Raw genomic sequence first — 26,128 nt, forward strand, 5'->3', positions numbered from 1 at the left:
ATGGCCTCCGCAGCCGGCAATCGGTTTCTATTCGCAGACATGAAAAAGCCGGCAAGCGCCGCACGGGTCCGGCCCGCATCGGGCCGATGACTGCGCGCGGGCGTTGCCGGCTGAATATTCTTGTTCCGGCGGCCATGCGGCGCGCCGAACCCCATCCACGCCGGCGAGAGGCTCGCGGCGCGGACGCGGGATTATTTGGACAACTCGGCCATCAACTCCGGAACAACAGTGAACAGATCGCCGACGATGCCGTAATCCGCCACTTGGAAGATAGGCGCTTCCTCGTCCTTGTTGATGGCGACGATCACCTTGGAATCCTTCATGCCGGCCAGGTGCTGGATGGCGCCGGAAATGCCGACTGCGAAGTACAGCTGCGGTGCCACGACCTTGCCCGTCTGACCCACTTGGTAGTCGTTTGGCGCGTAGCCGGCGTCCACCGCGGCGCGGGAAGCGCCAACGGCGGCGGAGAGCTTGTCCGCCAGCGGATCGATCACCGCCTTGAACTGCTCCTCCGAACCCAAGGCGCGGCCGCCGGAAACGATGACCTTGGCCGAGCCCAGTTCCGGACGATCGGACTTGGTCAGTTCCTGACCCACAAAGCTGGACAGCTGCGCGTCGGCGGCAGCGGCCACGGCTTCCACCGCGGCGGAGCCGCCCTGGCCCGCCGCGTCGAAGGCGGTGGTGCGCACGGTGATGACCTTGATCGGGTCTGCGGACTGCACGGTGGCCAGCACGTTGCCGGCGTAGATGGGCCGCACGAAGGTATCGGCGGACTCAATGGCGACGATCTCGGAGATCTGCGCCACGTCCAGCAGCGCGGCTACGCGCGGCAGCAGGTTTTTGCCGAAGGAAGACGCCGGCGCCAGCACGTGGCTGTAGCTCGTGGCCAGGCCGGACACCAGCACGCCCAGGTTCTCGGCCAGGCCGTGCGCGTAGTGCGCGGCATCGGCCAGCAGCACTTTGGCGACGCCCGCCACGCTCTTGGCGGCTTCTGCTGCTGCGGCGGCGTTGTGGCCGGCCACCAGCAGGTGCACTTCGCCCAGCTTGGCGGCGGCGGTAATGGTGTTCAGGGTGCCTGCTTTCAGGCTCTGGTTGTCGTGTTCAGCGATAACGAGAATGGCCATGGCTTACAGCACCTTTGCTTCGGTTTTCAGTTTGGCAACCAGCTCGGCGGCGTTGGCCACCTTGATGCCGGCGCTGCGCTTGGAAGGCTCCGCCACCTTCAACGTCTTCAGACGGGGAGCGGCGTCCACGCCCAGCTCCGCCGGCGTGGTCTTGTCCAGCGGTTTTTTCTTGGCCGCCATGATGTTGGGCAGCTTGATGAAACGCGGCTCGTTCAAGCGCAGGTCGGAAGTGACCACCGCAGGAAGGCGCAGCTTGACGGTTTCCAAACCGCCGTCGATCTCGCGGGTCACGTCCACGGTCTCCGCCGACAGTTCCACCTTGGAGGCGAAAGCGCCCTGGCCCCAGCCCAGCAGCGCGGACACCATCTGGCCGGTTTGGTTGGCGTCGTCGTCAATCGCCTGCTTGCCCACGATCAAGAGCTGCGGTTGTTCTTTTTCCGCCACGGCTTTCAGCAATTTGGCCACCGCCAGCGGCTGCAGCTCCACGTCGGTTTCCACCAGGATGGCGCGATCCGCGCCCATCGCCAGCGCGGTGCGCAGCGTCTCCTCGCATTGCTTCACGCCCAGCGACACCGCCACGATTTCACTGACCTTGCCGGCTTCTTTGAGGCGCACCGCCTCTTCCACCGCGATTTCGTCAAACGGGTTCATCGACATCTTGACGTTGGCGATATCCACGTCAGTGCCGTCGGCCTTGACCCGAACCTTCACGTTGTAATCCACAACGCGTTTCACAGCGACTAGAACTTTCATATTCCTCCAACAAACCTCTGGACATCTCTCAAAAGAAACCTGGAGCGGCTTATAGCCGCCGCCGCGCCGCCAAGCGCGGCCGTTTCAGAAATGCCGCCGTCTGGATTGATCGAACGCGGAAGCAGCAATTGCCGAAGCAAGCCTGATTATGCCCCAAGGACAAATTCAAACGAGCGTTTGGTTGATTTGTATTGCATACAGCGTGGCAAAAACGCAACTTATCGCCGATAGTACGTGATTTCTCGGCAATTTGCATTTCGGCCAAAAGCTGTCACAATGCACCGCAGCATTTTATCGTCATATCAAGTCAGGAGCGGTCATGACTGTTTGGTTTGAAGATCTTCAGCTCGGCGATTTCGCCGAATTCAGCAAGACCATCACCGAAGCCGACGTGCTGATGTTCGCCGCCGTATCCGGCGACAACAACCCGGTGCACATCAATCAGGAATACGCGGAACAAACGCCGTTCGAGACACGCATCGCGCACGGCATGCTGACCGCCAGCCTGATCTCCACCGTAGTGGGCACCCAATTGCCCGGCCACGGCACCATCTATCTATCGCAATCCACCCGTTTCAAAGCGCCGGTGCGCATCGGCGACACCGTGACCGCCCGCGCCACCGTGATAGAGCTGAACCCGGACAAACACTTCGTCAAATTGGCGACTCAATGCTCGGTCCGCGGCAAGGTGGTGCTGGAAGGCGAATCCTTGGTCAAGGCGCCCAGCAAACCCTGAGCTTCAGACGATGACGCCGTGCCGGCCCAGCGCCCAGCGCACCGGCTCGGCCACCATTTCGTCGGAAAAATCCAAACGCGCCCGCAGCCCCGCCACCACTTCCGGCGTGGTGGGCGCGTTGCCCAGGCCCACCGCCAAGTTAGACAGCCACTTAAGGTAGCCGATGCGGTAAATCGGGCTGCCAGCCATCTTTTCCTTGAACTCGGCCTCGCTCCAAGCGAACAACTCTAGCAAGCTCACGTCGTCTAGACCATGACGCACCGCAAAATCCGTCTCACGGCTATCGACCGCGAAGCGGTTCCACGGACAGAACAACTGACAATCGTCGCAACCGTAAACACGGTTGCCGATCAAGGGCCGCATCTCCTCCGGAATCGCCCGCTTCAATTCTATCGTCAGGTAGGAAATGCAGCGCCGCGCGTCCACGGTATAGGGCGCGACGATGGCCGCCGTGGGACAGACATCGATGCAGCGGGTGCAGCGGCCGCAATGACCGTCCTCCGCCTTGTCCTCCGGCAAGGGCAGATCGGTGAAGACCTCCCCCAGGAAAAACAAGGAGCCCTCGTTCTTGGTCAGCAGCAGAGTATGTTTGCCTCGCCAGCCCAAGCCGGCCTGGGCCGCCAGCGCCACCTCCGACACAGGAGCGCTATCGGTGAACACCCGGTAACCGAAATCGCCGATTTCCCGCTTGATCCGCTCCGCCAGCGTCTGCAGCCGGTTGCGCAAGACCTTGTGATAATCGCGTCCCAGCGCGTAACGCGATAAATAGGCTTTGCCGCCGTCGGCCAGCACTTCGGCCGAAGCGCGGGCCTGCGGCCAGTAATGCATGCGCAGAGAAATAACGGACAGGGTGCCGGGCACCAGATCAGCCGGCTTGACCCGCAAGGAGCCGTGGCGGGCCATATAGTCCATCTCGCCGTGATAACCGGCGGCCAGCCAGGCGTTCAACTTCTGTTCCGCCTCCGGCGGCAGGCCGGCGCGACCGATTCTGGCGTCGGCGAAACCCAATTCGCGCGCCCAGGCTTTGATTTGGCGCGCCAATTCGGGATAATCCGTTTTTTGTAAAGAGTTTTCGGTCATGGCCATGGATGATACCAGCGTTCGCTGCGGCTACCTGGAAGATGAAACCGCCACTCTGGCGCTGGGCAAAGCCTTCGCCGAAGCGGCGCAAGCCGGCCTCGTCGTCTATCTATTAGGCGACCTGGGCGCAGGCAAGACCACGTTCACGCGCGGCCTGCTGACCGCGCTCGGCCATGCCGGCAAGGTCAAAAGCCCCACCTATACTCTGGTGGAGAGCTATTCTTTTCCTCACTATAGCGTGCACCATTTCGACCTGTACCGTTTCGCCGATCCCGAGGAATGGGAGGATGCCGGCTTCCGCGAATACTTCGGTCCGGACAGCCTGTGTCTGGTCGAATGGCCGGACAAGGCCGCGGACCTGCTGCCGCGCGCCGACATCGTGTTGGAACTAGCCGTGGCCGGAAATGGTCGCAATTATCGTTTACTTGCCCACTCAGAAACCGGACAGTCATGCCTGATTCGACTTTCGACCCCATCCGCCGCCGCTTGATCGGCGCCGCGGCCGCCACCTTCATGCTGTCGGTGAGCCGCGTCGGCTTCGCCTCCGGCAGCCAGGTTGTCGCCTTGCGCATATGGCCTGCGTCGACCTATACCCGCATCACACTGGAAGCCAGCGAGGCCATTCAGTACAAGCAGTTCACCATCCCCAACCCCAACCGCTTGGTGATTGACCTGCAAGGCGTGCAGCTCAACAGCGTGCTGAAAGACATCGGCGGCCAGATTTCCGCCGCCGATCCCTATATCAAGACCGCCCGCGCCGGCCAGTTCGACCCGGAAACCGTGCGCCTGGTGCTGGAGTTGAAAGCCGACGTCAAGCCGCAAGCCTTCACCCTGGCGCCGGTGGCCGAATACAAACACCGGCTGGTGGTGGATCTTTACCCGGCCGGCGGCCAGCAAGACGATCCCCTGCTCGCCCTGCTGCAGGACTACAACAAGGGCAAGCTGGAACAGCCTGCGCCGCAGATCAAGCCCAAGAAAAAAGACAGCAACCGCCCCATCATCGTGATGCTGGACCCGGGCCACGGCGGCGAAGACCCCGGCGCCGTCGGCCTGAACGGCACTCGCGAGAAAGACGTGGTGCTGCGCATCGGCAAACAGTTGAAACGGCTGGTCGACGCGGAAAGCAATATGAAGGCCTATATGACCCGCGAGGAAGACGTGTTCATCCCGCTGGGCGTGCGCGTGGCCAAGGCCCGCAAGCTGAACGCCGACCTCTTTGTGTCCATCCACGCAGATGCCGCGCCCAACCGTGCCGCGCGCGGATCCTCGGTGTTCGCGCTGTCGGAAAAAGGCGCTACCAGCGCCTTCGCCAAGGCACTGGCGCAAAGCCAGAACGACGCCGACCTGATCGGCGGCGTCAAGATTGGCAGCAAGGACAAATACCTGGCGCACACCCTGCTGGACCTGACCCAGACCGCCACCATCAACGACAGCCTGAAACTGGGCAAGACTGTGCTGGGGCATCTGGGCGGCCTCAACAAGCTGCACAAGAGCGCGGTGGAGCAAGCCGGCTTCGCGGTGCTGAAAGCGCCGGACATCCCGTCCATCCTGGTGGAGACCGCCTTCATCTCCAACCCGGAAGAAGAACAGCGCCTGCTCAGTAGCGACTTCCAGCAGCAAATGGCCAATGCCATCTTCACCGGCATGAAGGGTTATTTTTCGCAAGGCGCGGCGCTGGCCGCCCGAGCCTGAGCCGCTCCCACCCCAAACGAAACAGGTCCCTGATGGGACCTGTTTTTCATTGAGGCCGGGCGCTCACTCGCCGCGGCTCGCCTCGCTCGGCGACTCTTCCTGCGCAGGCACCCGGTAGCTTTCCGACGCCCACTCGCCCAAATCAATCAAACGGCAGCGCTTGCTGCAAAACGGACGGAACTGGCTTTGCGGCTCCCAGCGCACCGGAGCGCGACAAGTGGGACAGGCGACAACGCGAACAGAATCAGACATGGCTTCTCAAAACGGGGCAAAGACCAGCGCACGCCGGTCAGAACTTGCAATTGGTCAGGTGAAACTCGACATCCTGCTCGGTCTGCCGCGGCCGGGACTCCCCGGTCACCGCGCTGACAAAGCGGATATTGAGCGCATATTTATTGGCGGACAGCTCGGGCAGCAGTTCCAGGCCGCCGTCGTAGGCCACGCGGATCAGCTGCACCACCTTGCCGCCGGACATCTGCTGGAACACGCCTCGGCGCGCCACGTAATGATGGGTCTTGCCGCTATCGCGCAACAGGGTCAACAGAATGCCAGCCGCCTCGGCGGTGGGCATCAATGGCGACGCCCAGCGCTTGATATCCTGGCGCCGCACTTCAGCCGACTTCTGCTGCCACTGGTGATAGGACGGCAAATCAAACTGGCAGGTGCCGCCGGGAATGCCAGCGCGCTGCTTAATCGCCATCAGCCACTCGTTTTCACGCAAGTGTTGACCGAACTTGCCGGTCAGCGCCAGCAAACGGCTGGACGCGTGCTCAATGTCCTCCAGCACGCCCTCCAGGGTCTCCTCCGCCACCTGCGGATTCTCGCGCAGCGCTTCCAGCATCTGCTTCTGCCGCTCCAGCTCCTGCAGCAGATCTGCCTTCAAATCCGCGCGCGAGGCGGTTTCCATCAGCTCGAACAACACCAGCAGGGCCGCATGATGATCATACGGATGGTCCTTGCCGATGAAATACCCAAGACGTGCGTAGAGATGCTCCAGGCGGAGCAGGATGCGGGTTCGCTCGGTGACGGGAAACTCAAAACTGATCACGGCGCATCGGCCCTTCTGCTTGGCTCGCGAGAGCCCGGTTATGATCTATCGGCTAGGCTGGCAAGATAATAATCGTGTTTGGCGTCGACTTGAAGCCTCAATGCAGCCAAGCTGTCATTATTACAAATTATATCGTCGGCGCGTTCACGTCGCTGCGCTCGCGAACATTGCGCCGCCATGATCGCGCGCACGGCTTTTTCGTCCATGCCGTTGCGCCGCATCACCCGCTCTAGTTGCACCGACTCGTCGCAGTCCACCAGCAAGGTACGCGACAGCATCGGCAGATAATGCCCGGTTTCGAACAATAAGGGCACCACCAGCACGCAATACGGCCCGCGCGCAGCGGCCACCCCGGCTTCGCTCTGCCGTCGGATCAGCGGATGCAACACGCTCTCAAGCCGCTGCCGGCTGCTTGAGTCGGCGAACACCCGCTCGCGCATCCAGCCCCGATCCAAACCACCATCCGCTCGCACCGCCTCCGCGCCGAACTCCGCCTCCAAGGCCGGCATCGCCGCGCCGCACGGGCCGGTCAACTCATGCGCGATGGCGTCGGTATCAATCACCGGCACGCCCAATTCAGCGAAACGATCAGCCGCCGCGCTTTTGCCGGAACCAATGCCGCCGGTCAAACCCACGACTTTAATAGGCATGCAAATACCAATTCACAATGTCCTGCCCCCAGATCAAAGCGATCCAGCCGGCGGCCGCAAGATAAGGGCCAAACGGCAGCGGCTGACCGCGTCCGTGCTTGGACAGCAAAATCAAGATCACGCCCACCACTGCCCCCACCAGCGAAGACAGCAAAATCACCAAGGGCAGCAAAGTCCACCCCAACCACGCGCCCAAAGCGGCCAGCAGCTTGAAGTCGCCATAGCCCATGCCCTCCTTGCCGGTGGCCAGCTTGAAGCCGTGAAACAGCAACCACAGGCACAGATAACCCGCCATCGCGCCGATCACCGCGTCCACCAGCGGCACGGTGCCGGTCAGCAAATTGAATAACAAGCCCCCCCACAGCAAGGGCAAAGTCAGGTTGTCCGGCAGCAGCTGCGTATCCGCGTCGATAAAAGTCAGGGCCAGCAGCACCGCGGTCAAACCCATATAGGCCGGCAGCTGTTCCGACCAGCCGAAACGCCAGGCCAGGAAAGCGAACAACAGCCCGGTCGACAGCTCCACGACCGGATAGCGCCAAGGGATCTTGGCTCGGCAACTGCCGCAGCGTCCGCGCAGCAACACAAAGCTCAACACCGGGATATTCTGCCACGGACGCACCGCGGCCCGGCATTGCGGGCAGTGCGAGGCAGGCCGCATTAAGTTGTAGGGCTCGGACGTCTCGCCCTCTTCCAACTGCAGACAATCAACGCAATTGCGCCGCCACTCGGCCTCCAGCATCTTGGGCAAGCGATGAATGATCACATTCAAAAAACTGCCAACCAACAAACCCAGCGCCAGCGCCGCGCCGGCGAAAGCCAGCGGGTACGAGCCGGCGATCCAGCGCCACTCCTCAATCATCCAACCACCTGACCCATTTTGAAAATCGGCATATACATCGCAATGATCAAACCGCCGATCAAGACCCCCAGAATCACCATGATGGCCGGCTCCAGCAAACTGGACAGCGCGGCAACCGCATTGTCGACTTCTTCTTCGTAAAAATCCGCCACCTTGTCCAACATCTGGTCCAGCGAACCGGACTCCTCCCCAATCGAGGTCATCTGCAGCACCATATTAGGGAACAAGTCGGTCCGCTGCATCGAATAGTTGAGGCTGGAACCGGTGCTGACATCATTCTGAATCCGCTTGGTGGCATCCGCGTACACCTGGTTGCCGGAGGCGCCGCCCACCGAATCCAGCGCTTCCACCAAGGGCACCCCGGCTGCGAACAAGGTGGACAAGGTGCGCGCCCAACGCGCGATAGTGGCCTTGCGGATGATATCGCCGATCACCGGCAGGCGCAGCAGGATGCGATCCATCTGCTCTTGCAACTTGGGCGTTCGCTTGAAGGCGTAGAGAAAGCCGAACAGGCTACCGAAAATCACCCCGAAGATCAGCCACCAGTAATGGACAAAGCCATCCGACAACCAGATCACGAACAGCGTCGGCGCCGGCAAATTGGCGCCGAAACTAGAGAACAAATCCTTGAATGCCGGAATCACGTAAATCATGATTACGGCGGTAATGATGAAGGCAGTGCCGACAATGGCAGACGGGTAGATCAGGGCCGACTTGATCTTGCCCTTGATCGCCATCACTTTTTCCTTGTAAGTGGCCAATTTGTCCAGCAAGGAGTCCAGCACGCCGCCGGTTTCGCCCGCGGCGATGATATTGCAGAACAGCTTGTCAAAGTACAAGGGACGTTTGCGGAAGGACTCCGCCAGCGACAAGCCGGTTTCAACGTCGGCGCGCACCTCCAGCAGCATCTTGGTCACGGCTGGATTGCTGTGACCCTTGGCCGCGATATCGAAAGCCTGCAACAAGGGCACCCCGGCGCGCATCATGGTCGCCAGTTGCCGGGTGAACAAGGTGATGTCCCGCTCGGTGATGCGTTTGCCGAAGCCTCCGCGCCGACGCTTGATCTTGACGACATTGATGCCCTGACGCCGCAGTTGAGTCTTGGCCACCGCCTCGGACTCCGCTCGCAGCTCCCCGCGTATCGCCTTACCCGCCTTGTCCTTGCCTTCCCATTCCCAGACAAAGCCCGGCGTCGCTTTTTTTGCTACCGTGACTGCCATTCCATGGCCTCTTTCTTATTCCAAGCCGTTAAGTCAGCGTTCCGGCGGCCGCCGGAGGCGCAAAACCGCTCTTAGACCCTGTTCAAAGTCTCGCAAGCAAGAGCGACACAAGGCGAAAAGGGCTGAGAAAGCGGAGTGTACAAGTGCTACATGAGCATTTCGAAGCGATTTTCAACACCGCATCGCCGACGCGCGCAGGTCGTGAACAGGTTCTTACTCGTTAGTCACCGCTTCAATCTCCGTCAACGACGTCAACCCCGCCTTCACCTTCAGCAAACCGGCATGGCGCAAGTCCACCATGCCCTCCTTGCGCGCCAGGTCGGCGATATCGATGGCGGTACCGTTTTGCATGATCAAACGCGTCATCGCATCGGTAATCGGCATCACTTCGTAAATACCGGTACGGCCACGGTAGCCGGTGTTGCGACACTCCTCGCACCCCACCGGCGCATAGGGCTTCCAGCTTCCATCCAACTCCTCTTGCTTGAATCCCGCCCGCAGCAATGCCTCCTCCGGAATCTCCGCCGGTTTCTTGCAATGCGCGCACAAACGGCGCGCCAAACGCTGCGCCATGATCAGCAACACCGAGCTGGCGATGTTGAACGGCGCCACCCCCATATTCAGCATCCGGGTCAAAGTCGCCGGCGCGTTATTGGTGTGTAGAGTGGAAAACACCATATGGCCGGTCTGAGCTGCCTTGATCGCGATGTCCGCCGTTTCGAAATCCCGGATCTCACCCACCATGATCACGTCGGGATCCTGACGCAGGAAGGCCTTCAAGGCCGAAGCGAAGGTCAGCCCGGCACGCTCGTTGACGTTGACCTGATTGATGCCCGGCAAGTTGATTTCCACTGGGTCTTCGGCGGTGGCGATATTGATATCCGGCTTGTTCAACAGATTAAGGCAGGTGTACAAGGACACCGTTTTACCGCTACCGGTAGGTCCGGTGACCAGCACCATGCCGTAGGGCCGCGCAATCGCGTCCAGCAGTAGGCGCTTCTGCTCCGGCTCAAAACCCAACTGCTCAATATCCAGATTCGCCGCCGACGAGTCCAGAATACGCATGACGATCTTCTCGCCGTACAAGGTGGGCAAGGTGCTGACCCGGAAGTCGATTGCCCGCGCCTTGGAGATGACCAGCTTCATCCGGCCATCCTGCGGCACTCGCTTCTCCGAAATATCCAGCTTGGAAATCACCTTGATCCGGGAGGCGATCTTTTCCTTCAATACCAGGGGCGGCTGCGAAATCTCCTTCAACACCCCGTCTACCCGGTAGCGGATGCGATAGAACTTCTCATAGGGCTCGAAATGAATATCGGACGCGCCGCCATTGATCGCATCCAACAACACCTTATGGATGAACTTGACCACAGGCGCATCATCGACATCCGGCTGTGGGCCGGCATCGGTCGGCGCATCCGGATCGGCGAATTCAAGATCGCCAAAATCCTCGTTCTCCAGGGCCTTGATCGCGGCGGTGGCATCCTCGCTGTACTTGCCGAGCATCTTGCCCAGCTTATCGTCCTCCACCACCACGATTTCCACCGTCATCCCAGTCTTGAAGGTGATGGCGTGATAGGCGGAGGTCTGGGTGGGGTCGGAAGTGCCTACATACAGCTTGTTGCCACGCTTGAGCAGGGGCAGCAAGCGCCGGCTGGCGATCAGCTCGTCATCAACCACACCCTTGGGCAACTGATCAAGATCAATGGCCGACATATCCAGCAAAGGGTAACCAAAGGTCTTGGACGCGAACATCGCCACATCCTGCGCCGTCATCTTCTTGCTCTGAATCAGCTGCTCGACAAAGCTGATGTGCGATGCCTGAGACTGGCGCAGGATTGCGTCCGCATCCTGCTGCAACAGCATATTGTTTTGCACCAAGGCCCGACCCAAGCCGGAAATGCCAGCCGAAGCTTCCATACGCTTGCAACTCACCAGTGAACAGATTAGACAACACCGCGCGGCGCTCCTGAGTCAGAGCTCGCCACCTTGAAGACCACCGCACTACCGTTACAACATTATATGCAAAATGCGGGGGCTACTTTGACTTAAATCCCGGCGTGGCCGGATTACGCCAAGCATCCACGCCAAAACAAAAAGGACTGCCGAAGCAGTCCTTTCAAGCTCAAGTTCAAATATGCTTAGAAGCGGTGTATCAGGCCCAGGCCAAAGGAGTTTTCCTTGTCCAGAGTACCGTCTTTCCACTTCACGTGACCGTAGGAGGTGTAAACCTCGGTACGCTTGGACAAAGCATAGTCCAGAGCCAAAACAAACTGATCGTAGCCGGACTTGTCGATGGTATTGCCGTTCAAGCTGGCATCGTAACCTTTGACATAAGAGAAGTACGGGGTAAAGGCTCCAAAGGTGTAACCGAGGGTCAGAGCCGCTTCTTTGGTTTTCAACTTCAGCGAGTTGATTGCCGCGTTAGCCTGAGCCAAAGTCAGGCCAGGATTATTCGCGACCAAATTCGCAGCAACGATATCACTTACTGCCGTGCCGACTTTACCATTGTAGAAACTGCCGAAGCCATAACCCTGAATTTGCTGATAGCCCAAAGCTACGTAGAGGTTGTTGGCCATATAACCCGCTTCAAGACGATGCCAGTCTTTGTTGCCGCCAACTTTGTCAGCGTCGTTCCAGTTCTGGTAGTTGTACTTACCAAAGAAACCGGAGTTTTCATAACTCAGACCCAGGTTCCAAGTCTGGTTATTGGTAGTGGAGCCGTTAACAACCTTGCGACTTTCATCGGTGCCATACAGCAAGGCAAAGCTGAAGCCATTCCAGTTCGGGCTATCATAACGCACTGCGTTATTAACACGATCATCCAAGCGGGTGAAGTAACCCAAACCGCCAACGCTCTGGTTGCTGTAGTAGCCAGGGTCAACTTGCTCCATCATATCGTTGGCGTAGTTGGAGAGGCGGCCCAAGCGAACCTTACCCCAGCTGTCGCCGGCCAAGCCGATGAAACTGTCGCGCGTCGCGAAAGTATCGCCGCTATTGGAGGCTCCATCGATATGCACGCGGTTCTCGACCTGCCAGATGGCTTTCAAACCGTTGCCCAAGTCCTCGTTGCCCTTGAAACCAATGCGGGAAGTCCAGTCGTTGATCTCAGAGCCGCCTTGCAGCTTGTTGTTGCCATCCAAGCTGATTGTGGAGCTGTAGGTCTTGTTGTACTCGTAACCACCACGGATTTCACCGTAGATGGTGACGTCGGCCATCGCGGCGGCGGCCGGCATCAGGGCGGCGATTGCAAGAGCGATATGCGTCTTGTTCATTGCAGTTCCTTTCAAGTCAGTTGATGTTGTCCTGTTGATTTCGCTGTTCTAAAGCCAGAGAACCCGGACATTTATGTGCCACCGATATGCTTCGGTGATCGCTAGCCTCAATATAAGACCGACGTTGCGAAAAAACAAAAACAGCATGTACTTTCGACAAAAAATCACTCAAAAAAACAACACCATCATCACAAGGCATTGTTTTACATGAACCTACCCCCTAAACACCGCAACCATTCAGATGCAATTATGCAACACAAGCGGTAACTTGGTGCAAAAAAGCAACAAACTATCAGGCATACAAATGGACCACACATTGTCAGACAATCAAACCGAAAAAAATCCCCCTGCCAGCAACGCCGTGCTTTACTGGCTCAGACGCGATTTGCGCCTGGAAGACAACCACGCGTTGCGGCAAGCGCTTGCCTCGGGGCAGCCGGTTCAATGCGTCTTTGTTTTCGATAGCAATATTCTCAACACACTCCCCCCCACCGATCGACGCCTCGGCTTCATCTGGCAGTCCTTGCGGGAGATTCAGGATACCCTGCGCGCGGCGGGCGGCGATCTGTGGTGCGAAACGGGACCCGCCGAGGACATTATCCCCAGGCTGGCAGCGCAGCTAGGTGCCGATGCCGTTTACGCGAACGAGGATTACGAGCCTTATGCGCGCCGGCGAGACACCATGGTTGCCCAAACCTTGGCGACGATGGGCAAGACCTTTCACGCCTACAAGGACCAGGTCATTTTCGCCCGGGACGAGTTGCTCACGGCCAGCGGAAAGCCATTCACCGTGTTTACCCCGTATTGCAATGCCTGGCTCAAGAAGCTGAGCCCACAGCACAGCCAAGCGCTGACGGTGCCGTCGCTGACCGGCCGACTACGCTCCCCAGCGGGTACGCCGGCCATGCCCAGCCTTGAAGAACTAGGATTTGCCCAGACCGAGCCTTGCTTGCTGGCAGCGGGCGCATCCGGTGCAAAAGAACTGTTTGCCGATTTTTGCCAGCAACGCATCCAACGCTACCATCAACAGAGAGACTATCCAGGCGTAAAGGGCGTGTCCTACCTCTCCACCCACTTGCGTTTCGGCACCATCTCGATTCGCCAATTGGTGCAATTCGCCAACTTCGACGGCGGCGAAGGCGCAATGTGCTGGCTGAAGGAGTTGATCTGGCGGGAGTTTTATCAGCAACTGCTGTGGCACTTCCCGGATGCGGCCACTCACAGCTTCAAGCCGCAATACCGCGACCTGCCCTTTCCCAATCGCTTGGACTGGTTGGAAAGCTGGCAGAAAGGACTAAGCGGTTATCCGCTGATTGATGCGGCCATGCGACAACTGAACCAAACCGGCTATATGCACAACCGGCTGCGCATGATCGCCGCCAGCTTTCTGGTCAAGGATCTGCTGATTGACTGGCGCCTGGGAGAACGCTATTTCGCGGAGAAACTGCTGGATTTCGATCTGGCGTCGAACAACGGCGGCTGGCAATGGGCCGCTTCCACCGGCTGTGACGCACAGCCCTATTTCCGCATCTTCAACCCGGTCACTCAATCGCAGAAATTCGACCCGGATGGGCGCTTCATCCGCCGATACGTACCGGAGCTGGCGGCGCTAAACGATCAGGCGATTCACGCCCCCTGGCAAGCCAAGGCGCTGCCGGAAGGCTTCAAACTGGGCCGAGACTATCCGCTTCCCATCGTCGACCACGCCGAGCAGCGGCAGCTGGCGTTGGCACTCTTCGGCAAGCAATGAAAAACGCCCGCATCAGCGGGCGTTGTTTCCTGCAAACCGTTGCCAGACAAGCATCAGGACTTTTTCTTGGCCGCCGGCTTAGAAGCTTCTTTCTTGGCGCCGGTCACCGGCTTGGCAGCCGCTGCAGCCGGTTTGGCGGCGGTACCGGGCTTGGCCGCCGCTTTCGGAGCAGCGCTGGACGCTCCGCTGACCGCGATCTCGCTGCGCAGTTTTTCCAAGGTCTTGTCGCCGATCCCACTGACATTCTTCAGGTCGTCGACACTCTTGAACGCTCCGTGTTTGGCGCGGTATTCCACAATGGCCTTGGCCTTGACCGGGCCGATGCCGTTCAACGCCTCCAACTCCTGCTGGTTAGCGGTGTTGATATTGACGGCGGCAAAAGCGGTGCCGCAAATCAGCATCAGGGCGGCAAACAGGGCTAACAATTTTTTCATCATTGATCTCCTTGTGAGACAGGACTGAGCAACCTCAACCGCGTTGCAGGATCAATTCTATGACGACCTTGCTGCCAATGTAAGCCAGCGCCAAGGACAGGAAACCGGCCAAAGTCCAACGAATCGCCACCCGACCACGCCAGCCTTGCAACTTACGGCCGATCAACAAGCCGCCAAACAGCAGCCAGGACAACACGGCGAAAACGGTCTTGTGCGTCAGCGCCGCGGCGTGCCCCAGCACTTCCTCGGAAAACACCACCCCGGTCAACAAAGAAACCGTCAACAACAAAAAGCCCACGCCAATCACTTGGAACATCATTTTTTCAAGGGAAAGCAAAGGCGGCAATTGCCTAAGCAGCGGAGACGCCCGTTTATCGTGCAGGGCCTTTTCCAAAAACAGCATCAAAATGGCGATCAGGGCGCCGATGGCGAACAGGCTATAGGCGAACAAGGACACCAGAATATGCAGCACAAAAGCCGGATTGCTCAGATCCTGAACCACGTGTTGGCCGGGAAACAGCAAGGCGAAGCCCAGCGCTGCCATCGCCAGCGGCATCATGAACAGCTGCAAACCTTCCACGCGATAGAAAAAACTGCAGGTCCAGTAAATCAGCAGCATGATCCACACCATGACCGACAGCGCGCGGCCCACGCCAAGAGACAGCAAAGGTCCCTGAGTCAGCGGCAACAGCACGGCAATCGCCTGCAGCAGCAGCAGCACGCCCAATAGGCTGTGTTCCAGCCGCGGCTTGCGCGGCCAGCAAGCCAAGCCGCGCCAGTTGGCGAAGTAATGCCAGGTGAAGACCCCGTAAGAGAGGATCAGCGCAATAGAAAGTATGAGCAGGAAGCTGGTCATGGCGGGTGTTTTATCAAAACCGGGTGCAGCCCGGCCGCTCGTGGTAAAATCAGTAGTTTGAGAGTCTACACCAACCGGCAAGCCGTTGGCAGAAGTAAGGACGCACCATGCTAGACAACCTGACCAGCCGCCTGTCCGGCGTGATGAAAAATCTGCGCGGCAATGCGCGCTTGACCGAGGCCAATATCCAGGACGCGATGCGCGAAGTGCGCATGGCCCTGCTGGAGGCCGACGTCGCCCTGCCCGTGGTCAAAACCTTTATCGCCCAGGTCAAGGAACGCGCCCTGGGCCAGGACGTGGCCGGCAGCCTGACTCCGGGCCAGGCCCTGGTGGGCGTGGTCAATGAAGAATTGACCAAACTGATGGGCGAGAAGAACGACGCCCTCAATCTGGCGGCCGTGCCCCCCGCCATCGTACTGATGGCCGGCCTGCAGGGCGCCGGTAAAACCACCACGGTGGGCAAACTCGCCAAGCTGCTCAAAGAGACCCAGAAGAAAAAAGTGCTGGTCGTCTCCGCCGACGTCTACCGTCCCGCCGCGATCGAACAGTTGAAACTGCTGGCCCAGCAGGTCGAAGTCGAATGGTTCCCCTCTTCCGGCGACCAGAATCCCGTCGACATCGCCCGCGCCGCGGTGGATCACGCCAAGCGCCATTTCTTCGATGTCCTGATGGTCGACACCGCCGGCCGCTTGGCCATCGACGAGGCGATGATGGCCGAGATCAAGGCGCTGCACACGGCGCTGAATCCGGTGGAAACCCTGTTCGTCGTCGATGCGATGCAGGGCCAAGACGCGGTCAACACCGCTCAGGCTTTCAATGAAGCGCTGCCGCTGACCGGCGTCATCCTCACCAAGATGGACGGCGACTCGCGCGGCGGCGCGGCGCTGTCGGTCCGCCACATCACCGGCAAGCCGATCAAATTCATCGGCGTCGGCGAAAAGGTGTCCGGCCTGGAACCCTTCCACCCGGACCGGATCGCCAGCCGCATTCTGGGCATGGGCGATGTGCTGTCGCTGATCGAGGAAGTGCAAAAAGGCATCGATCAGGACGAAGCCGCCGCCATGGCCAAGAAGTTGAAATCCGGCAAGGGTTTCGACCTTGAGGACTTCAAGGCCCAGATGCAGCAGATGAAGAAAATGGGCGGCATGAGCAATCTGCTGGAGAAAATGCCGGGGCAACTGGGCCAGATGGCCAAAGGCGTGCAGGGCGCGGAGGCGGAAAAAGCCATGCGCCGCATTGAAGGCATCATCAACTCGATGACGCCGCAAGAACGCCACAAACCAGAGCTGCTCAAAGCCAGCCGCAAGCGACGCATCGCCGCCGGCGCCGGCGTGACGGTGCAGGAAGTCAACAAGCTGCTGAACCAGTTCGAGCAGACGCAGAAAATGATGAAGCAGTTCTCCTCCAAGGGAGGCATGATGAAAATGCTTCGCGGCATGAAGGGCATGATGCCCGGCATGTAAGCTGAAACGGGTGCCTGGCACCCGTTTTTCTTGATGTAAAAGGATTTCGATGTCGCTCGATGTTGCCGTTCTGACCGATTCGCGCCTGCTGCCGCCGGACGACCGCGACTGGTATCGCCGCCAGGTTCATCATGAGGACGGCTTGGTCCTGGCAGCGCTACAGCGCCAGGGTTTGCTTGCTCGTCGTCTGGCCTGGGACGACCCGGACATGGACTGGGCCGGCGCGCGCTGCGCGCTGTTCCGCACCACTTGGGATTACTTCGAGCGCCTGCCCGTGTTTTCCGACTGGCTGGCGCGCGCGGCCGGCCAAACGCGACTATTCAACGAGATTGGGCTCATTCGCTGGAATCTGGACAAACACTACCTGGCCGAACTGCAACAAAACGCTGTTCATACGGTGGACACGCACTACATTGAGAAAGGCGCGCCGCAAACACTGCGCCAACTACTGGCGGAACGAGGCTGGAACGACGCCATCTTGAAGCCGGTCGTCTCCGGCGCAGCCCGGCACACCTATCGCGTCGCCCCGGCGAACGCTGAAACGCTGGAATGTGTGTATGCCGAGCTGATCCAACAAGAAGCCATGTTGCTGCAACCCATGCAACACAGCGTATTGACCCAGGGGGAGCTGTCCCTGATCGTCATCGATGGTCATTTCAGCCACGCCATCCGCAAAACGCCGAAGTCCGGCGACTTCCGCGTGCAGGACGACCACGGCGGCCAGGTGCACCCGCATCAGGCCGACGCGCAAGAAATCGCCTTTGCAGAAGCCGCCGTGCAAGCAGTGCCTTTCGACGTGCTTTACGCGCGCGTCGACGTGATTCGCGACAACCATGGCCGCCTGGCGGTCATGGAGTTGGAAATGATCGAACCGGAGCTGTTTTTCCGCTTCCGGCCGCAAGCCGCGGAGGAGTTGGCCGCGGCGCTCGCGCGACGCCTGCGTTGAGCATTAAGGGATTTTGTACCGCAACCCGCCAGAACACCGGCAACCCACGTTTGGAACTACCCAGCATGAACCTGACCACGCTGACCGCCCTAAGCCCCCTGGATGGCCGCTACGCCGGCCAAGTCGAGGCCTTGCGCAATCTGTTTTCCGAGTACGGCCTGATGAAGTTCCGCATTAAAGTGGAGCTGGAATGGCTGAAGATGCTGGCCGCCGAGCCAGGCATCGAGGAAGTGCCTTCCTTCTCGGAAGCCACCATCCGTGAAATCGACGACGTGATCGCCAACTTCAACGTACAGCACGGCGAAGAGGTCAAAGCCATCGAGGCGCGGACCAATCACGACGTGAAAGCCATCGAGTACTGGCTGAAGGAACGTCTGTCCGGCAACCCGGAAGTCATGGCGGCCAGCGAGTTCATCCACTTCGCCTGCACCTCCGAAGACATCAACAACCTGTCGCACGCGCTGATGCTGAAAACCGCGCGCAACACCGTGGTGCTGCCCACCATCGACGAAGTCATCCACAAGCTGCAAAAACTGTCGCATGAGCTGGCCGACACCGCGATGATGTGCCGTACCCACGGCCAGCCGGCGACACCGTCCACCATGGGCAAGGAACTGGCCAATACGGTCTACCGCCTGAAACGCCAACGCGAACAACTGGTACACCAGGAAATCCTCGGCAAGATCAACGGCGCGGTGGGCAACTACAACGCCCATCTGGTCGCTTACCCCGACATCGACTGGGAAAGCTTCTGCGGCCGCTTCGTCACCGGCCTGGGTCTGACCTTCAACCCTTACACTATCCAGATCGAACCGCACGACTATATGGCCGAGTTGTATCAGGTTCTGGCTCGGGTCAACACTATCCTGGTCGACCTGAACCGCGATATCTGGGGCTATATCTCGCTTGGCTATTTCAAGCAGAAGGTGAAGAAGGACGAAGTCGGCAGCTCCACCATGCCGCACAAGGTCAACCCGATCGACTTCGAAAACGCCGAGGGCAATCTGGGCATGGCCAACGCCATCCTGGGCCACTTGGCGGAAAAACTGCCGGTATCGCGCTGGCAGCGCGACCTGACCGACTCCACGGTTCTGCGCAATATGGGCGTGGGCTTCGGCTACACCCTTCTTGGCCTCAAAGCCTGCCTGAAGGGCTTGAACAAGCTGGAAATCAATCCGCAGGCGATTGCCGCCGATCTGGACAACAGCTGGGAACTGTTGGCGGAGCCGGTGCAAACCGTAATGCGGCGCCACGGCGTGCCCAATCCGTACGAACAGCTGAAGGAATTGACGCGCGGCAAGGGCGGCATCACCCGTGAAACCTTGCATGCCTTCATCAAAAACCTGGAACTACCGGAAACGGAAAAAGCCCGCCTGCTGGAATTAACCCCGGCCAGCTATATCGGCAAGGCATCGGAACTGGCCAAGCGCATTTAATCACGCCTGCTCGAGCAATAAAAAAACCGCCGTTACCCGGCGGTTTTTTTAATTCAGCGGCCATTGATCGGACAGACCACTGGAAGGAAAACAAAAAACCCAGCTTTCAAAAGAAAGCTGGGTTTTTGAATTTGGTTGCGGGGGCAGGATTTGAACCTACGACCTTCGGGTTATGAGCCCGACGAGCTACCAGACTGCTCCACCCCGCGTCAGAGAGGTTGCATATTATACAAGCCACTCCTGGCTGTCAAGATATTTCTATCTTGAGCCAATTCAAACACTCCAATCCACCCAGCCCAACTGCCATGTAGCCAATATCACCAAGCCGAATACGATGCGATACCAGGCGAACGCATTGAAGTTGTGGCTGGACACATAGCGGATCAAACCACGCACCGCGAAGAAAGCGCTGATGAACGCCGCGATGAAACCAACGCCTATCACCGGCACATCTGCGGCGGTGAATTGGTGCCAATGCTTGTACACATCGTAGAACGTGGCCGCGAACATGGTAGGCACCGCCAGGAAAAAGGAAAACTCCGTGGCGACCTTGCGATCCAGGCCAAACAACATGCCGCCGATAATGGTGGAACCGGAGCGCGATGTGCCGGGCACCATGGCAAACACCTGAGCGATCCCCACTTTCAAGGCGTCTTGCCAGCTCATCGCATCCACGCTGCTCACCCGCGGCACGCGCTGCCTGCGCTCAACCAGCAGAATGATGATGCCGCCCACCACCAAGGCCAGCGCCACCGTCAGCGGGTTGAACAAATAGTGCTTGATCGCCTTGATCGCGAAGAAACCGATGACCGCCGCCGGCATAAAAGCCACCAACAAGTTGCTGATGAAGCGCAACGACTGGGCATCCCGCTGCAAAGCGCCCTGCGCCACGCCCAGAAAACGCTGGCGGTACTCCCAAACCACTGCCAGGATTGCTCCCAGCTGAATCACCACCTCAAACACGTCCGCATTGTTTTGAAAACCGATCAGGTCCCCCACCACAATCAAGTGCCCGGTGCTGGAAATCGGAAAAAACTCCGTCACCCCTTCGACGATGCCCAGCAATAGAGCCTTAGCCAACAGCATCAAATCCATGTCCATCCATCCCCCATCAAGGTTTAATATGCGCAAAAGGCAGCCCCGGGGCTGCCTTCTTCACCAAGCATCTTGCTCGATTCTTATTTTTTCTCGGCTCGCGCCTTGACCACCAGCTCGTTGATCACCTGCACCATGCGCTCCGGCGCCACCGGTGTCACTACGTATTTACCGTTGATAATCACTGTCGGGGTACCCTGAATCGCATAATCGCGAGTCATCTTGGCCGCCTTGGCCACTTGTGCGTTCACACCAAAGGATTTGTACGCCTGCATCACCTTGGCAGCGTCAACGCCCTTCTGCTGCTTGAGCCAGTTGGCGAACACGCCCTCGTCAGACAAGTTGACACGCGACTTCACCACAGCCTCGAAAGCCGGGCGGTGCAGTTTGTCGTAGGTGCCGGTGGTTTTGAAAGCGGAGAACATGCGCACGAAGCCTTCCATCGACTTTTGCCACACGATCTGTTCCTTGGAGAACGCCACGTCGGCGGGCTTGCTCTTTTCCCAAGCGCTCATCGCCGGCTCAAGTTCCAGGCAGTGAATGCAGTGGTAAGAGAAGAACTCGATGACCTCCACCTTTTTCGGATCCGCCACCGGCTGCGGCGTCGCCAGCATGGTGTAATCCTTGCCCAGCTCAATCGCCGCGTTTGCCAGCCCGCTGAACAGCATCAACGAAAGCAATAACCACTTTTTCATTATCGATTCCCTAAATAGAGGAAGAGTTTATTCCGCCTTGACGACTGTCGCGCCAATGCCATCCTGCTTCAACTGAGCCTTCACCCGATCCACCTCGTCCTGACGGTTGTACGGCCCCACCCTGACCCGATGCACCAGCCCCTTTTCCGGCACAGTCACCGACTGGATTTTGGCCTCCACGCCCAACAAAGCCAGCTTGGCCTTGAGGTTGTCCGCCTCGTCCTGATTCTGGAAGGACCCCAGCTGCAAGTAGACCTTTTTGGCCGCCTGCTGCGCAGAAGGTTCCGTCGCCTTGCCGTTCTTGCCAGGCACCGCATCCACCTGGCCAGGCAAGATTTTGTAGAAGTCAAAGCGCTGCTCTTCCTTGCCAACGTCCTTGGCCGCCGGCGCGGCGGCCGGCTTGGCGGGAACTTCCGTCGGCATCGGCGGTGGAGCGGACGGGGGCTCTTGAGCCGGCTTGGCCACCGGGGCCGGCGCGGTAACGGTTTCCGAAGCGGCGTCCGCAATGCGCGTGCCCGGGGCCAGCAGCTCCGTCGGCGGCGCGGAAGCGCCGGCCGCTTTGCGATCCAACTTTTCCAAGTTGCTGAACGGCGTAGAGGACTTATTCAGATACATGGCGAGGCCAACCGCGACGGCAACGCCGACGATCAGACCGATGACGATGCCCGCCACCATGCCGCCGCCTCCGCTTTTGGAGCTGGATGAACGGCCACGGGAACTACGGGAGGAATTTTTTAAATCTCGATTTGCCATGCAACACTTACGCTTTTAACTAATCAAATAGTTCAACAAACTATCTGGATTGATCAATTCTTTATTTATTGTTAGCCATTAGGCATTGCCGCGCGTCGTAATTGAATCGCCTGCAACACATGCTCCCGCATGACCATAGCCTGACCCTGTAAATCGGCAATGGTTCTGGAAACCCGAAGTATCCGATGATAACTGCGCGCCGACAAGCCGATCTTGTCCAAAACTTGCCGCAATAATGCCAGCCCTTCGGCGTGAAAATCGCCAAGCGCCTCCAGCTCCGCCCCGCTCAAGCCCGCATTCGCCTTTCCTTGCCTAGCCAATTGTCGACGATACGCCGACTCCACCCGTTCACGCACCAAAGCGCTGGGCTCGCCGGCGGCCCCATCCACCAAGGCCTCGGCAGGCAAGGACTGCACTTCAACATGCAAATCGATGCGATCCAACAAGGGACCGGAGATTTTACCTCGATAGCGCCCCACTTGCTCGGGCGTGCACCGGCATTTTCCGCTGAAATGCCCAAGATAGCCACACGGGCAGGGATTCATTGCCGCAATCAGCTGAAATCGCGCGGGAAAACTGGCTTGGCGCGCGGCGCGCGAGATGTGGATCACGCCGGCCTCCAGCGGCTCGCGCAAGACCTCCAGCACTTTGCGATCAAACTCCGGCAATTCGTCCAGAAACAAAACGCCATGATGCGCCAGGCTAATTTCCCCTGGCCGGGGGTCACTGCCTCCACCCACCAACGCCACCGCGGACGCGGTATGGTGCGGGGCACGGAAAGGCCTTACGCCCCAATCGTCCAGGGCGAAGCCATCGGTCCCCAAAGAACGCACGGCCGCGCTTTCCAGCGCCTCTTCGTCCGGCATGCCGGGCAAGATGCCGGGCAGGCGGGCGGCCAACATGGATTTACCGGTGCCGGGTGGCCCGATCAACAAGAGGCTATGCCGTCCGGCCGCAGCCACTTCCAACGCATGGCGCGCTAAGGACTGGCCTTTGATATCCAACAGATCAAGGTAATCAGGCAGCGAGCGGGATGGGCCACCCTCTTGTCGATACGGCTCCAGCTCGGAGAGACCGTTGAGAAAGGCGCAGGCCTCAACCAGGCTGCTCACGCCATATAAAGGCATGCCCTCAAGCACGGCAGCCTCCCTGGCGCTGGCTACCGGCAAGATGAAGGCGCGCCCCGCTTCCCTCGTCTTGCACGCCATCGCCAAGGCCCCGCGCACCGGCCGCAAAGCCCCGGTCAAGGCCAGCTCTCCGGCAATTTCATATTCCGCCAACTTGGGACAACGCACCTGTCCGCTGGCAACAAGAATGCCAATGGCGATGGGCAGGTCAAAACGGCCGGAGTCTTTGGGAAGATCGGCCGGGGCAAGGTTGACGGTGATGCGCCGGGCCGGGAACTCAAAACCAGAGGTCAAGATTGCCGCGCGGACCCGCTCCCGGCTTTCCCTCACCTCCAGATCAGGCAAGCCGACAATGGTGAAAGCGGGCAAGCCGTTGGCCAAATGCACTTCCACCGCAACCTCAGGCGCCTCCACTCCGGCCAGCGCCCGGCTTGCAACCACGGCCAGCGCCATGTCGCTTAGGAGTGACCGAGTTCTGATTGGGCCTCTACCGTGGCTCGCGCCTCATCCGGGAACACCTGCGCCTCTAAGCGCGCTAGCTTCTGCTCCAGCTGAGCCAGCTTCTCTCGGGTCCGCACCAACACTTCCTGCTGCACGTCGAACTCCTCGCGCGTCACCAGATCCATTTTGCTGAATGTGGAGGCCATCATCGCTTTGACGTTTTTCTCGATGTCCTTGGCCGGACTGGCGGCAATAGTTTCGCTGATCTTGTTGCCGATTTCCTCGAACAGCTTTTGGCTCAACATGACGCGGCTCCTTGAATGAATAAGTGATAACAGAGCAGAGTGTAGCAAAAAGCCAAGTCCGCCACCCGCCAGCGCGTACCCATTGCCCCCCCCATCCCAACTCCGCGCCCTTCGCGGCACCAAATCAGTGCGGCACCTCAGCGCCGCATGCACCGGGAAAGTGCCAAAAAGGCCAGTACAGACCTTTTTTGCATTGCAACATGATCTTAGCGTTTTCTTTTGCGCCAATCCGGCCTGGCACGATTCATGCGTATTGACGCGACAGCAGCGCTCACCTCAAGACACCGGATCATCAGACCCAAGGAGCAGTCATGAAACTCGTTTCTGCCATCATCAAGCCCTTCAAGCTGGACGAAGTCCGCGAAGCCTTGTCCGCCATCGGCGTGCAAGGCGTCACCGTCACCGAAGTCAAAGGCTTCGGTCGCCAGAAAGGGCATACCGAACTCTACCGCGGCGCCGAATACGTGGTGGACTTCCTGCCCAAGGTCAAACTGGAGATCGCCATAGACGACGCTTTGCTCGATCAGGTCGTGGAAGCCATCGAAAAATCCGCCCGCACCGGCAAGATCGGCGACGGCAAGATCTTCGTCTACGACCTGGAACAAGTGGTGCGCATCCGCACCGGCGAAACCGGCGCCGACGCGGTCTGAACCGCAATAGAGACTTAGGGGAAACGACAATGAAAAAACTGCTCGCAACCATTCAGCTCGCCGGCTTGGGCCTAATGGCCCCGCTGGCGTTCGCCGCCGCGCCGGCAGGCCCGGCGATTGCCGACGCCAAGAGCATCAGCGCCGGCGACACCGCCTGGATGCTGATCTCCACCGCCTTGGTGCTGTTCATGACGATTCCCGGCCTGGCGCTGTTCTATGGCGGCATGGTGCGCAAGAAAAACGTGTTGGCGACGCTGATGCAAAGTTTCGCCATCACCGCGCTGATCACGGTGTTGTGGGCCGTCATCGGCTACAGCCTGGCCTTCACCGTCGGCACGCCTTATCTCGGCGACTTGAGCCGCGTGATGCTGGACGGCATGGTTTACCTGAAAGACGCCGGCAAATTGGCGGTACATCCGCTGGCCGGGACCATACCGGAATCGGTGTTCATGACCTTTCAGATGACTTTCGCCATCATCACCCCCGCGCTGATCACCGGGGCCTTCGCCGAGCGAATGAAGTTTTCCGCCATGCTGGTCTTTATGGCCTTGTGGTCCTTGCTGGTCTACGTGCCGGTGGCGCACTGGGTCTGGGCGCCGGGCGGCTGGATGGCGGACAAGGGCGTGCTGGACTTCGCCGGCGGAACCGTTGTGCACATCAACGCCGGTATCGCCGGCTTGGTAACCGCCTTGGTACTGGGCAAGCGCGTCGGTTTCGGCAAGGAAGCGATGCCCCCCCATAACCTGGTGCTGACCCTGGTGGGGGCATCGATGCTGTGGGTGGGCTGGTTCGGCTTCAACGCCGGTTCCGCCGCGGCTGCGGACGGCCGCGCCGGCATGGCCATGGTCACTACCCAGCTAGCCACCGCCGCCGCCGCGCTGGCCTGGATGTTTGCCGAATGGCTTACCAAGAAAAAGCCTTCGGTGCTAGGCATTGCGTCGGGCGCTGTCGCCGGCTTGGTCGCCATCACGCCCGCGGCCGGCTTCGTCGACGTCAAAGGCGCTCTGATTATCGGCCTGGCAGCCGGCGTGGTGTGCTTCTGGGGCGCCACCGGACTCAAGCACATGCTGGGCTATGACGACTCTTTGGACGCCTTCGGCGTACATGGCATCGGCGGCATCCTGGGCGCCTTGCTCACCGGCGTCTTCGCCGTCAAAGAAATCGGCAGCGCGGAAGGCAGCCTCGCGGCTCAAGCGCTAGGCGTGGGCGTCACAGCGGCCTATTGCGCCGTCGTCACCTTCATCCTGCTGAAGCTAATCGATGTAGCGATTGGACTGCGCGTCGCGGAAGACGAAGAACGCGAGGGACTGGATGTGATCCTGCACGGCGAGCGCGTCGAATAAATCCAAATTTTCTTGTTGTGGTAAGGGACTTGGGGCGCCGCTGGCGCCCTTTTTTTTGCAAGAGCGTAGTTTAAACTCCCGGGAGCCGGACGAGACAAAACGAAAACGGCTAAGAGCCTGTTCACGATCTCGCGAGCAAGAGCGATACAAGGCGAAAACGAGCGAAAAAGCAGAATGTACAAGGGTACATGAGCATTTTGAGCTTGTTTTTAACGCCGTATCGCCGCAGCGGAGCTGATCGTGAACAGGTTCTAAGAAAGCGAGATGGTCATACGATACATGAGCATTTCAAAGCGGTTTTCAATGCCATATCGCCAACGCGCAGCAAATCGTGAACGCATTCCGCCACCAATGAAAAAGCCGGCCCTTACGGACCGGCTTTCGCTTACGGAATGGA

26 protein-coding genes and 1 tRNA gene are annotated in these 26,128 nt (G+C 59.3%); 9 read left to right on the forward strand and 18 right to left on the reverse strand.

Features of this window, described 5'->3' with window-relative positions; genetic code table 11:
- Positions 1–191: 191 nt before the first annotated feature.
- Positions 192–1,124 carry an electron transfer flavoprotein subunit alpha/FixB family protein gene (locus ACUXV1_RS10235; RefSeq protein ID WP_043591345.1) on the reverse strand — a complete coding sequence of 311 codons (933 nt, stop codon included), beginning with the start codon at positions 1,122–1,124 and terminating at the stop codon, positions 192–194.
- Positions 1,125–1,127: 3 nt separating this feature from the next.
- Positions 1,128–1,877 carry an electron transfer flavoprotein subunit beta/FixA family protein gene (locus ACUXV1_RS10240; protein ID WP_043637914.1) on the reverse strand — a complete coding sequence of 250 codons (750 nt, stop codon included), beginning with the start codon at positions 1,875–1,877 and terminating at the stop codon, positions 1,128–1,130.
- Between the two features lie 319 nt (positions 1,878–2,196).
- On the opposite strand from ACUXV1_RS10240, the gene ACUXV1_RS10245 reads away from it, so the two are divergent.
- On the forward strand, positions 2,197–2,613 hold the full coding sequence (locus ACUXV1_RS10245) for a MaoC family dehydratase (RefSeq protein ID WP_019100896.1): 417 nt from the start codon (positions 2,197–2,199) through the stop codon (positions 2,611–2,613).
- A gap of 3 nt (positions 2,614–2,616) precedes the next feature.
- On the opposite strand, the gene queG is transcribed toward ACUXV1_RS10245, so the two are convergent.
- A complete protein-coding gene (gene queG / locus ACUXV1_RS10250; protein WP_446015346.1) occupies positions 2,617–3,699 on the reverse strand; it encodes a tRNA epoxyqueuosine(34) reductase QueG in 1,083 nt (360 codons plus the stop codon).
- On the opposite strand from queG, the gene tsaE reads away from it, so the two are divergent.
- Positions 3,698–4,183, forward strand: coding sequence for a tRNA (adenosine(37)-N6)-threonylcarbamoyltransferase complex ATPase subunit type 1 TsaE (gene tsaE, locus ACUXV1_RS10255; protein WP_370551756.1), 486 nt, complete (start codon positions 3,698–3,700; stop codon positions 4,181–4,183). The genes queG and tsaE overlap by 2 nt on opposite strands.
- Positions 4,144–5,385 (forward strand): N-acetylmuramoyl-L-alanine amidase, encoded by a 1,242-nt coding sequence (locus ACUXV1_RS10260; protein ID WP_019100893.1) that lies wholly within the window; start codon positions 4,144–4,146, stop codon positions 5,383–5,385. The genes tsaE and ACUXV1_RS10260 overlap by 40 nt, the downstream gene beginning before the upstream one ends.
- A 63-nt stretch (positions 5,386–5,448) precedes the next feature.
- Here the strand turns inward: ACUXV1_RS10260 and yacG are convergent, their stop codons facing one another.
- The 7 genes from yacG to ACUXV1_RS10295 form a co-directional block, all read right to left on the reverse strand.
- Positions 5,449–5,637 carry a DNA gyrase inhibitor YacG gene (gene yacG, locus ACUXV1_RS10265; protein WP_043591348.1) on the reverse strand — a complete coding sequence of 63 codons (189 nt, stop codon included), beginning with the start codon at positions 5,635–5,637 and terminating at the stop codon, positions 5,449–5,451.
- Positions 5,638–5,674: 37 nt separating this feature from the next.
- Positions 5,675–6,433 carry a cell division protein ZapD gene (zapD, locus tag ACUXV1_RS10270; RefSeq protein WP_019100891.1) on the reverse strand — a complete coding sequence of 253 codons (759 nt, stop codon included), beginning with the start codon at positions 6,431–6,433 and terminating at the stop codon, positions 5,675–5,677.
- 38 nt (positions 6,434–6,471) lie between these two features.
- Positions 6,472–7,083 (reverse strand): dephospho-CoA kinase, encoded by a 612-nt coding sequence (gene coaE / locus ACUXV1_RS10275; protein ID WP_039754293.1) that lies wholly within the window; start codon positions 7,081–7,083, stop codon positions 6,472–6,474.
- Positions 7,073–7,942: a prepilin peptidase gene (locus tag ACUXV1_RS10280; RefSeq protein WP_043637925.1), complete on the reverse strand. Its 870-nt coding sequence runs from the start codon at positions 7,940–7,942 to the stop codon at positions 7,073–7,075. The genes coaE and ACUXV1_RS10280 overlap by 11 nt, the downstream gene beginning before the upstream one ends.
- Entirely contained in the window at positions 7,939–9,162 is a 1,224-nt protein-coding gene (locus ACUXV1_RS10285) for a type II secretion system F family protein (protein ID WP_203390837.1), read from the reverse strand. Before ACUXV1_RS10285 ends, ACUXV1_RS10280 begins: the two co-directional genes overlap by 4 nt.
- A 213-nt stretch (positions 9,163–9,375) precedes the next feature.
- Positions 9,376–11,082 carry a type IV-A pilus assembly ATPase PilB gene (pilB, locus tag ACUXV1_RS10290; protein ID WP_043637931.1) on the reverse strand — a complete coding sequence of 569 codons (1,707 nt, stop codon included), beginning with the start codon at positions 11,080–11,082 and terminating at the stop codon, positions 9,376–9,378.
- A 221-nt stretch (positions 11,083–11,303) separates the two neighbouring features.
- Positions 11,304–12,437, reverse strand: a complete 1,134-nt coding sequence (locus ACUXV1_RS10295; protein ID WP_043637934.1) for a porin — start codon at positions 12,435–12,437, stop codon at positions 11,304–11,306.
- Between the two features lie 304 nt (positions 12,438–12,741).
- Between ACUXV1_RS10295 and ACUXV1_RS10300 the strand changes: the two genes are divergently transcribed.
- Complete coding sequence (locus ACUXV1_RS10300) at positions 12,742–14,187, forward strand: cryptochrome/photolyase family protein (protein WP_052370543.1); 1,446 nt, start codon at positions 12,742–12,744, stop codon at positions 14,185–14,187.
- 53 nt (positions 14,188–14,240) lie between these two features.
- On the opposite strand, the gene ACUXV1_RS10305 is transcribed toward ACUXV1_RS10300, so the two are convergent.
- Together ACUXV1_RS10305 and ACUXV1_RS10310 are read right to left on the reverse strand one after the other, a co-directional pair.
- Positions 14,241–14,621: a ComEA family DNA-binding protein gene (locus ACUXV1_RS10305; RefSeq protein ID WP_446015350.1), complete on the reverse strand. Its 381-nt coding sequence runs from the start codon at positions 14,619–14,621 to the stop codon at positions 14,241–14,243.
- 34 nt (positions 14,622–14,655) lie between these two features.
- Complete coding sequence (locus ACUXV1_RS10310) at positions 14,656–15,477, reverse strand: cytochrome C assembly family protein (RefSeq protein ID WP_114153191.1); 822 nt, start codon at positions 15,475–15,477, stop codon at positions 14,656–14,658.
- Between the two features lie 107 nt (positions 15,478–15,584).
- On the opposite strand from ACUXV1_RS10310, the gene ffh reads away from it, so the two are divergent.
- The 3 genes from ffh (at position 15,585) to purB (ending at position 19,322) form a co-directional block, all read left to right on the forward strand.
- A complete protein-coding gene (gene ffh, locus ACUXV1_RS10315) occupies positions 15,585–16,940 on the forward strand; it encodes a signal recognition particle protein (RefSeq protein ID WP_446015352.1) in 1,356 nt (451 codons plus the stop codon).
- A gap of 49 nt (positions 16,941–16,989) precedes the next feature.
- Complete coding sequence (locus ACUXV1_RS10320; protein WP_446015354.1) at positions 16,990–17,886, forward strand: ATP-grasp domain-containing protein; 897 nt, start codon at positions 16,990–16,992, stop codon at positions 17,884–17,886.
- Between the two features lie 65 nt (positions 17,887–17,951).
- Positions 17,952–19,322: an adenylosuccinate lyase gene (gene purB / locus ACUXV1_RS10325; RefSeq protein ID WP_194427603.1), complete on the forward strand. Its 1,371-nt coding sequence runs from the start codon at positions 17,952–17,954 to the stop codon at positions 19,320–19,322.
- 132 nt (positions 19,323–19,454) lie between these two features.
- Here the strand turns inward: purB and ACUXV1_RS10330 are convergent.
- The 6 genes from ACUXV1_RS10330 to ACUXV1_RS10355 form a co-directional block, all read right to left on the reverse strand.
- Positions 19,455–19,531, reverse strand: a tRNA-Met gene (locus ACUXV1_RS10330).
- Between the two features lie 64 nt (positions 19,532–19,595).
- Positions 19,596–20,417, reverse strand: coding sequence for an undecaprenyl-diphosphate phosphatase (locus ACUXV1_RS10335; RefSeq protein ID WP_446015359.1), 822 nt, complete (start codon positions 20,415–20,417; stop codon positions 19,596–19,598).
- 83 nt (positions 20,418–20,500) lie between these two features.
- Complete coding sequence (locus tag ACUXV1_RS10340) at positions 20,501–21,112, reverse strand: thiol:disulfide interchange protein DsbA/DsbL (protein ID WP_114153195.1); 612 nt, start codon at positions 21,110–21,112, stop codon at positions 20,501–20,503.
- Positions 21,113–21,139: 27 nt separating this feature from the next.
- Positions 21,140–21,787, reverse strand: a complete 648-nt coding sequence (locus ACUXV1_RS10345; RefSeq protein ID WP_446015355.1) for an SPOR domain-containing protein — start codon at positions 21,785–21,787, stop codon at positions 21,140–21,142.
- Between the two features lie 149 nt (positions 21,788–21,936).
- Positions 21,937–23,445 carry a YifB family Mg chelatase-like AAA ATPase gene (locus ACUXV1_RS10350; RefSeq protein ID WP_446015357.1) on the reverse strand — a complete coding sequence of 503 codons (1,509 nt, stop codon included), beginning with the start codon at positions 23,443–23,445 and terminating at the stop codon, positions 21,937–21,939.
- Between the two features lie 5 nt (positions 23,446–23,450).
- Positions 23,451–23,738, reverse strand: a complete 288-nt coding sequence (locus ACUXV1_RS10355) for an accessory factor UbiK family protein (protein WP_043637957.1) — start codon at positions 23,736–23,738, stop codon at positions 23,451–23,453.
- A 311-nt stretch (positions 23,739–24,049) separates the two neighbouring features.
- Between ACUXV1_RS10355 and glnK the strand changes: the two genes are divergently transcribed.
- Both glnK and ACUXV1_RS10365 read left to right on the forward strand, forming a co-directional pair.
- The gene (glnK, locus tag ACUXV1_RS10360; protein ID WP_043591378.1) at positions 24,050–24,388 is read left to right on the forward strand and encodes a P-II family nitrogen regulator; all 339 of its coding nucleotides are present in this window, start codon (positions 24,050–24,052) and stop codon (positions 24,386–24,388) included.
- A gap of 29 nt (positions 24,389–24,417) precedes the next feature.
- A complete protein-coding gene (locus ACUXV1_RS10365; protein WP_446015358.1) occupies positions 24,418–25,731 on the forward strand; it encodes an ammonium transporter in 1,314 nt (437 codons plus the stop codon).
- The last annotated feature ends 397 nt before the right edge of the window (positions 25,732–26,128 follow it).

The sequence above is a fragment of the Chromobacterium sp. W521 genome (assembly GCF_052805975.1).

Excerpts from the sequence above, each read along its gene's own strand:
- ACUXV1_RS10235 (WP_043591345.1), bottom strand. The coding sequence starts at position 1,124 with ATGGCCATTCTCGTTATCGCTGAACACGACAACCAGAGCCTGAAAGCA.
- ACUXV1_RS10240 (WP_043637914.1), bottom strand. The coding sequence starts at position 1,877 with ATGAAAGTTCTAGTCGCTGTGAAACGCGTTGTGGATTACAACGTGAAG.
- ACUXV1_RS10245 (WP_019100896.1), top strand. The coding sequence starts at position 2,197 with ATGACTGTTTGGTTTGAAGATCTTCAGCTCGGCGATTTCGCCGAATTC.
- tsaE (WP_370551756.1), top strand. The coding sequence starts at position 3,698 with ATGGATGATACCAGCGTTCGCTGCGGCTACCTGGAAGATGAAACCGCC.
- queG (WP_446015346.1), bottom strand. The coding sequence starts at position 3,699 with ATGGCCATGACCGAAAACTCTTTACAAAAAACGGATTATCCCGAATTG.
- ACUXV1_RS10260 (WP_019100893.1), top strand. The coding sequence starts at position 4,144 with ATGCCTGATTCGACTTTCGACCCCATCCGCCGCCGCTTGATCGGCGCC.
- yacG (WP_043591348.1), bottom strand. The coding sequence starts at position 5,637 with ATGTCTGATTCTGTTCGCGTTGTCGCCTGTCCCACTTGTCGCGCTCCG.
- coaE (WP_039754293.1), bottom strand. The coding sequence starts at position 7,083 with ATGCCTATTAAAGTCGTGGGTTTGACCGGCGGCATTGGTTCCGGCAAA.
- ACUXV1_RS10280 (WP_043637925.1), bottom strand. The coding sequence starts at position 7,942 with ATGATTGAGGAGTGGCGCTGGATCGCCGGCTCGTACCCGCTGGCTTTC.
- ACUXV1_RS10285 (WP_203390837.1), bottom strand. The coding sequence starts at position 9,162 with ATGGCAGTCACGGTAGCAAAAAAAGCGACGCCGGGCTTTGTCTGGGAA.
- pilB (WP_043637931.1), bottom strand. The coding sequence starts at position 11,082 with ATGGAAGCTTCGGCTGGCATTTCCGGCTTGGGTCGGGCCTTGGTGCAA.
- ACUXV1_RS10295 (WP_043637934.1), bottom strand. The coding sequence starts at position 12,437 with ATGAACAAGACGCATATCGCTCTTGCAATCGCCGCCCTGATGCCGGCC.
- ACUXV1_RS10300 (WP_052370543.1), top strand. The coding sequence starts at position 12,742 with ATGGACCACACATTGTCAGACAATCAAACCGAAAAAAATCCCCCTGCC.
- ACUXV1_RS10305 (WP_446015350.1), bottom strand. The coding sequence starts at position 14,621 with ATGAAAAAATTGTTAGCCCTGTTTGCCGCCCTGATGCTGATTTGCGGC.
- ACUXV1_RS10310 (WP_114153191.1), bottom strand. The coding sequence starts at position 15,477 with ATGACCAGCTTCCTGCTCATACTTTCTATTGCGCTGATCCTCTCTTAC.
- ffh (WP_446015352.1), top strand. The coding sequence starts at position 15,585 with ATGCTAGACAACCTGACCAGCCGCCTGTCCGGCGTGATGAAAAATCTG.
- ACUXV1_RS10320 (WP_446015354.1), top strand. The coding sequence starts at position 16,990 with ATGTCGCTCGATGTTGCCGTTCTGACCGATTCGCGCCTGCTGCCGCCG.
- purB (WP_194427603.1), top strand. The coding sequence starts at position 17,952 with ATGAACCTGACCACGCTGACCGCCCTAAGCCCCCTGGATGGCCGCTAC.
- ACUXV1_RS10335 (WP_446015359.1), bottom strand. The coding sequence starts at position 20,417 with ATGGATTTGATGCTGTTGGCTAAGGCTCTATTGCTGGGCATCGTCGAA.
- ACUXV1_RS10340 (WP_114153195.1), bottom strand. The coding sequence starts at position 21,112 with ATGAAAAAGTGGTTATTGCTTTCGTTGATGCTGTTCAGCGGGCTGGCA.
- ACUXV1_RS10345 (WP_446015355.1), bottom strand. The coding sequence starts at position 21,787 with ATGGTGGCGGGCATCGTCATCGGTCTGATCGTCGGCGTTGCCGTCGCG.
- ACUXV1_RS10350 (WP_446015357.1), bottom strand. The coding sequence starts at position 23,445 with ATGGCGCTGGCCGTGGTTGCAAGCCGGGCGCTGGCCGGAGTGGAGGCG.
- ACUXV1_RS10355 (WP_043637957.1), bottom strand. The coding sequence starts at position 23,738 with ATGTTGAGCCAAAAGCTGTTCGAGGAAATCGGCAACAAGATCAGCGAA.
- glnK (WP_043591378.1), top strand. The coding sequence starts at position 24,050 with ATGAAACTCGTTTCTGCCATCATCAAGCCCTTCAAGCTGGACGAAGTC.
- ACUXV1_RS10365 (WP_446015358.1), top strand. The coding sequence starts at position 24,418 with ATGAAAAAACTGCTCGCAACCATTCAGCTCGCCGGCTTGGGCCTAATG.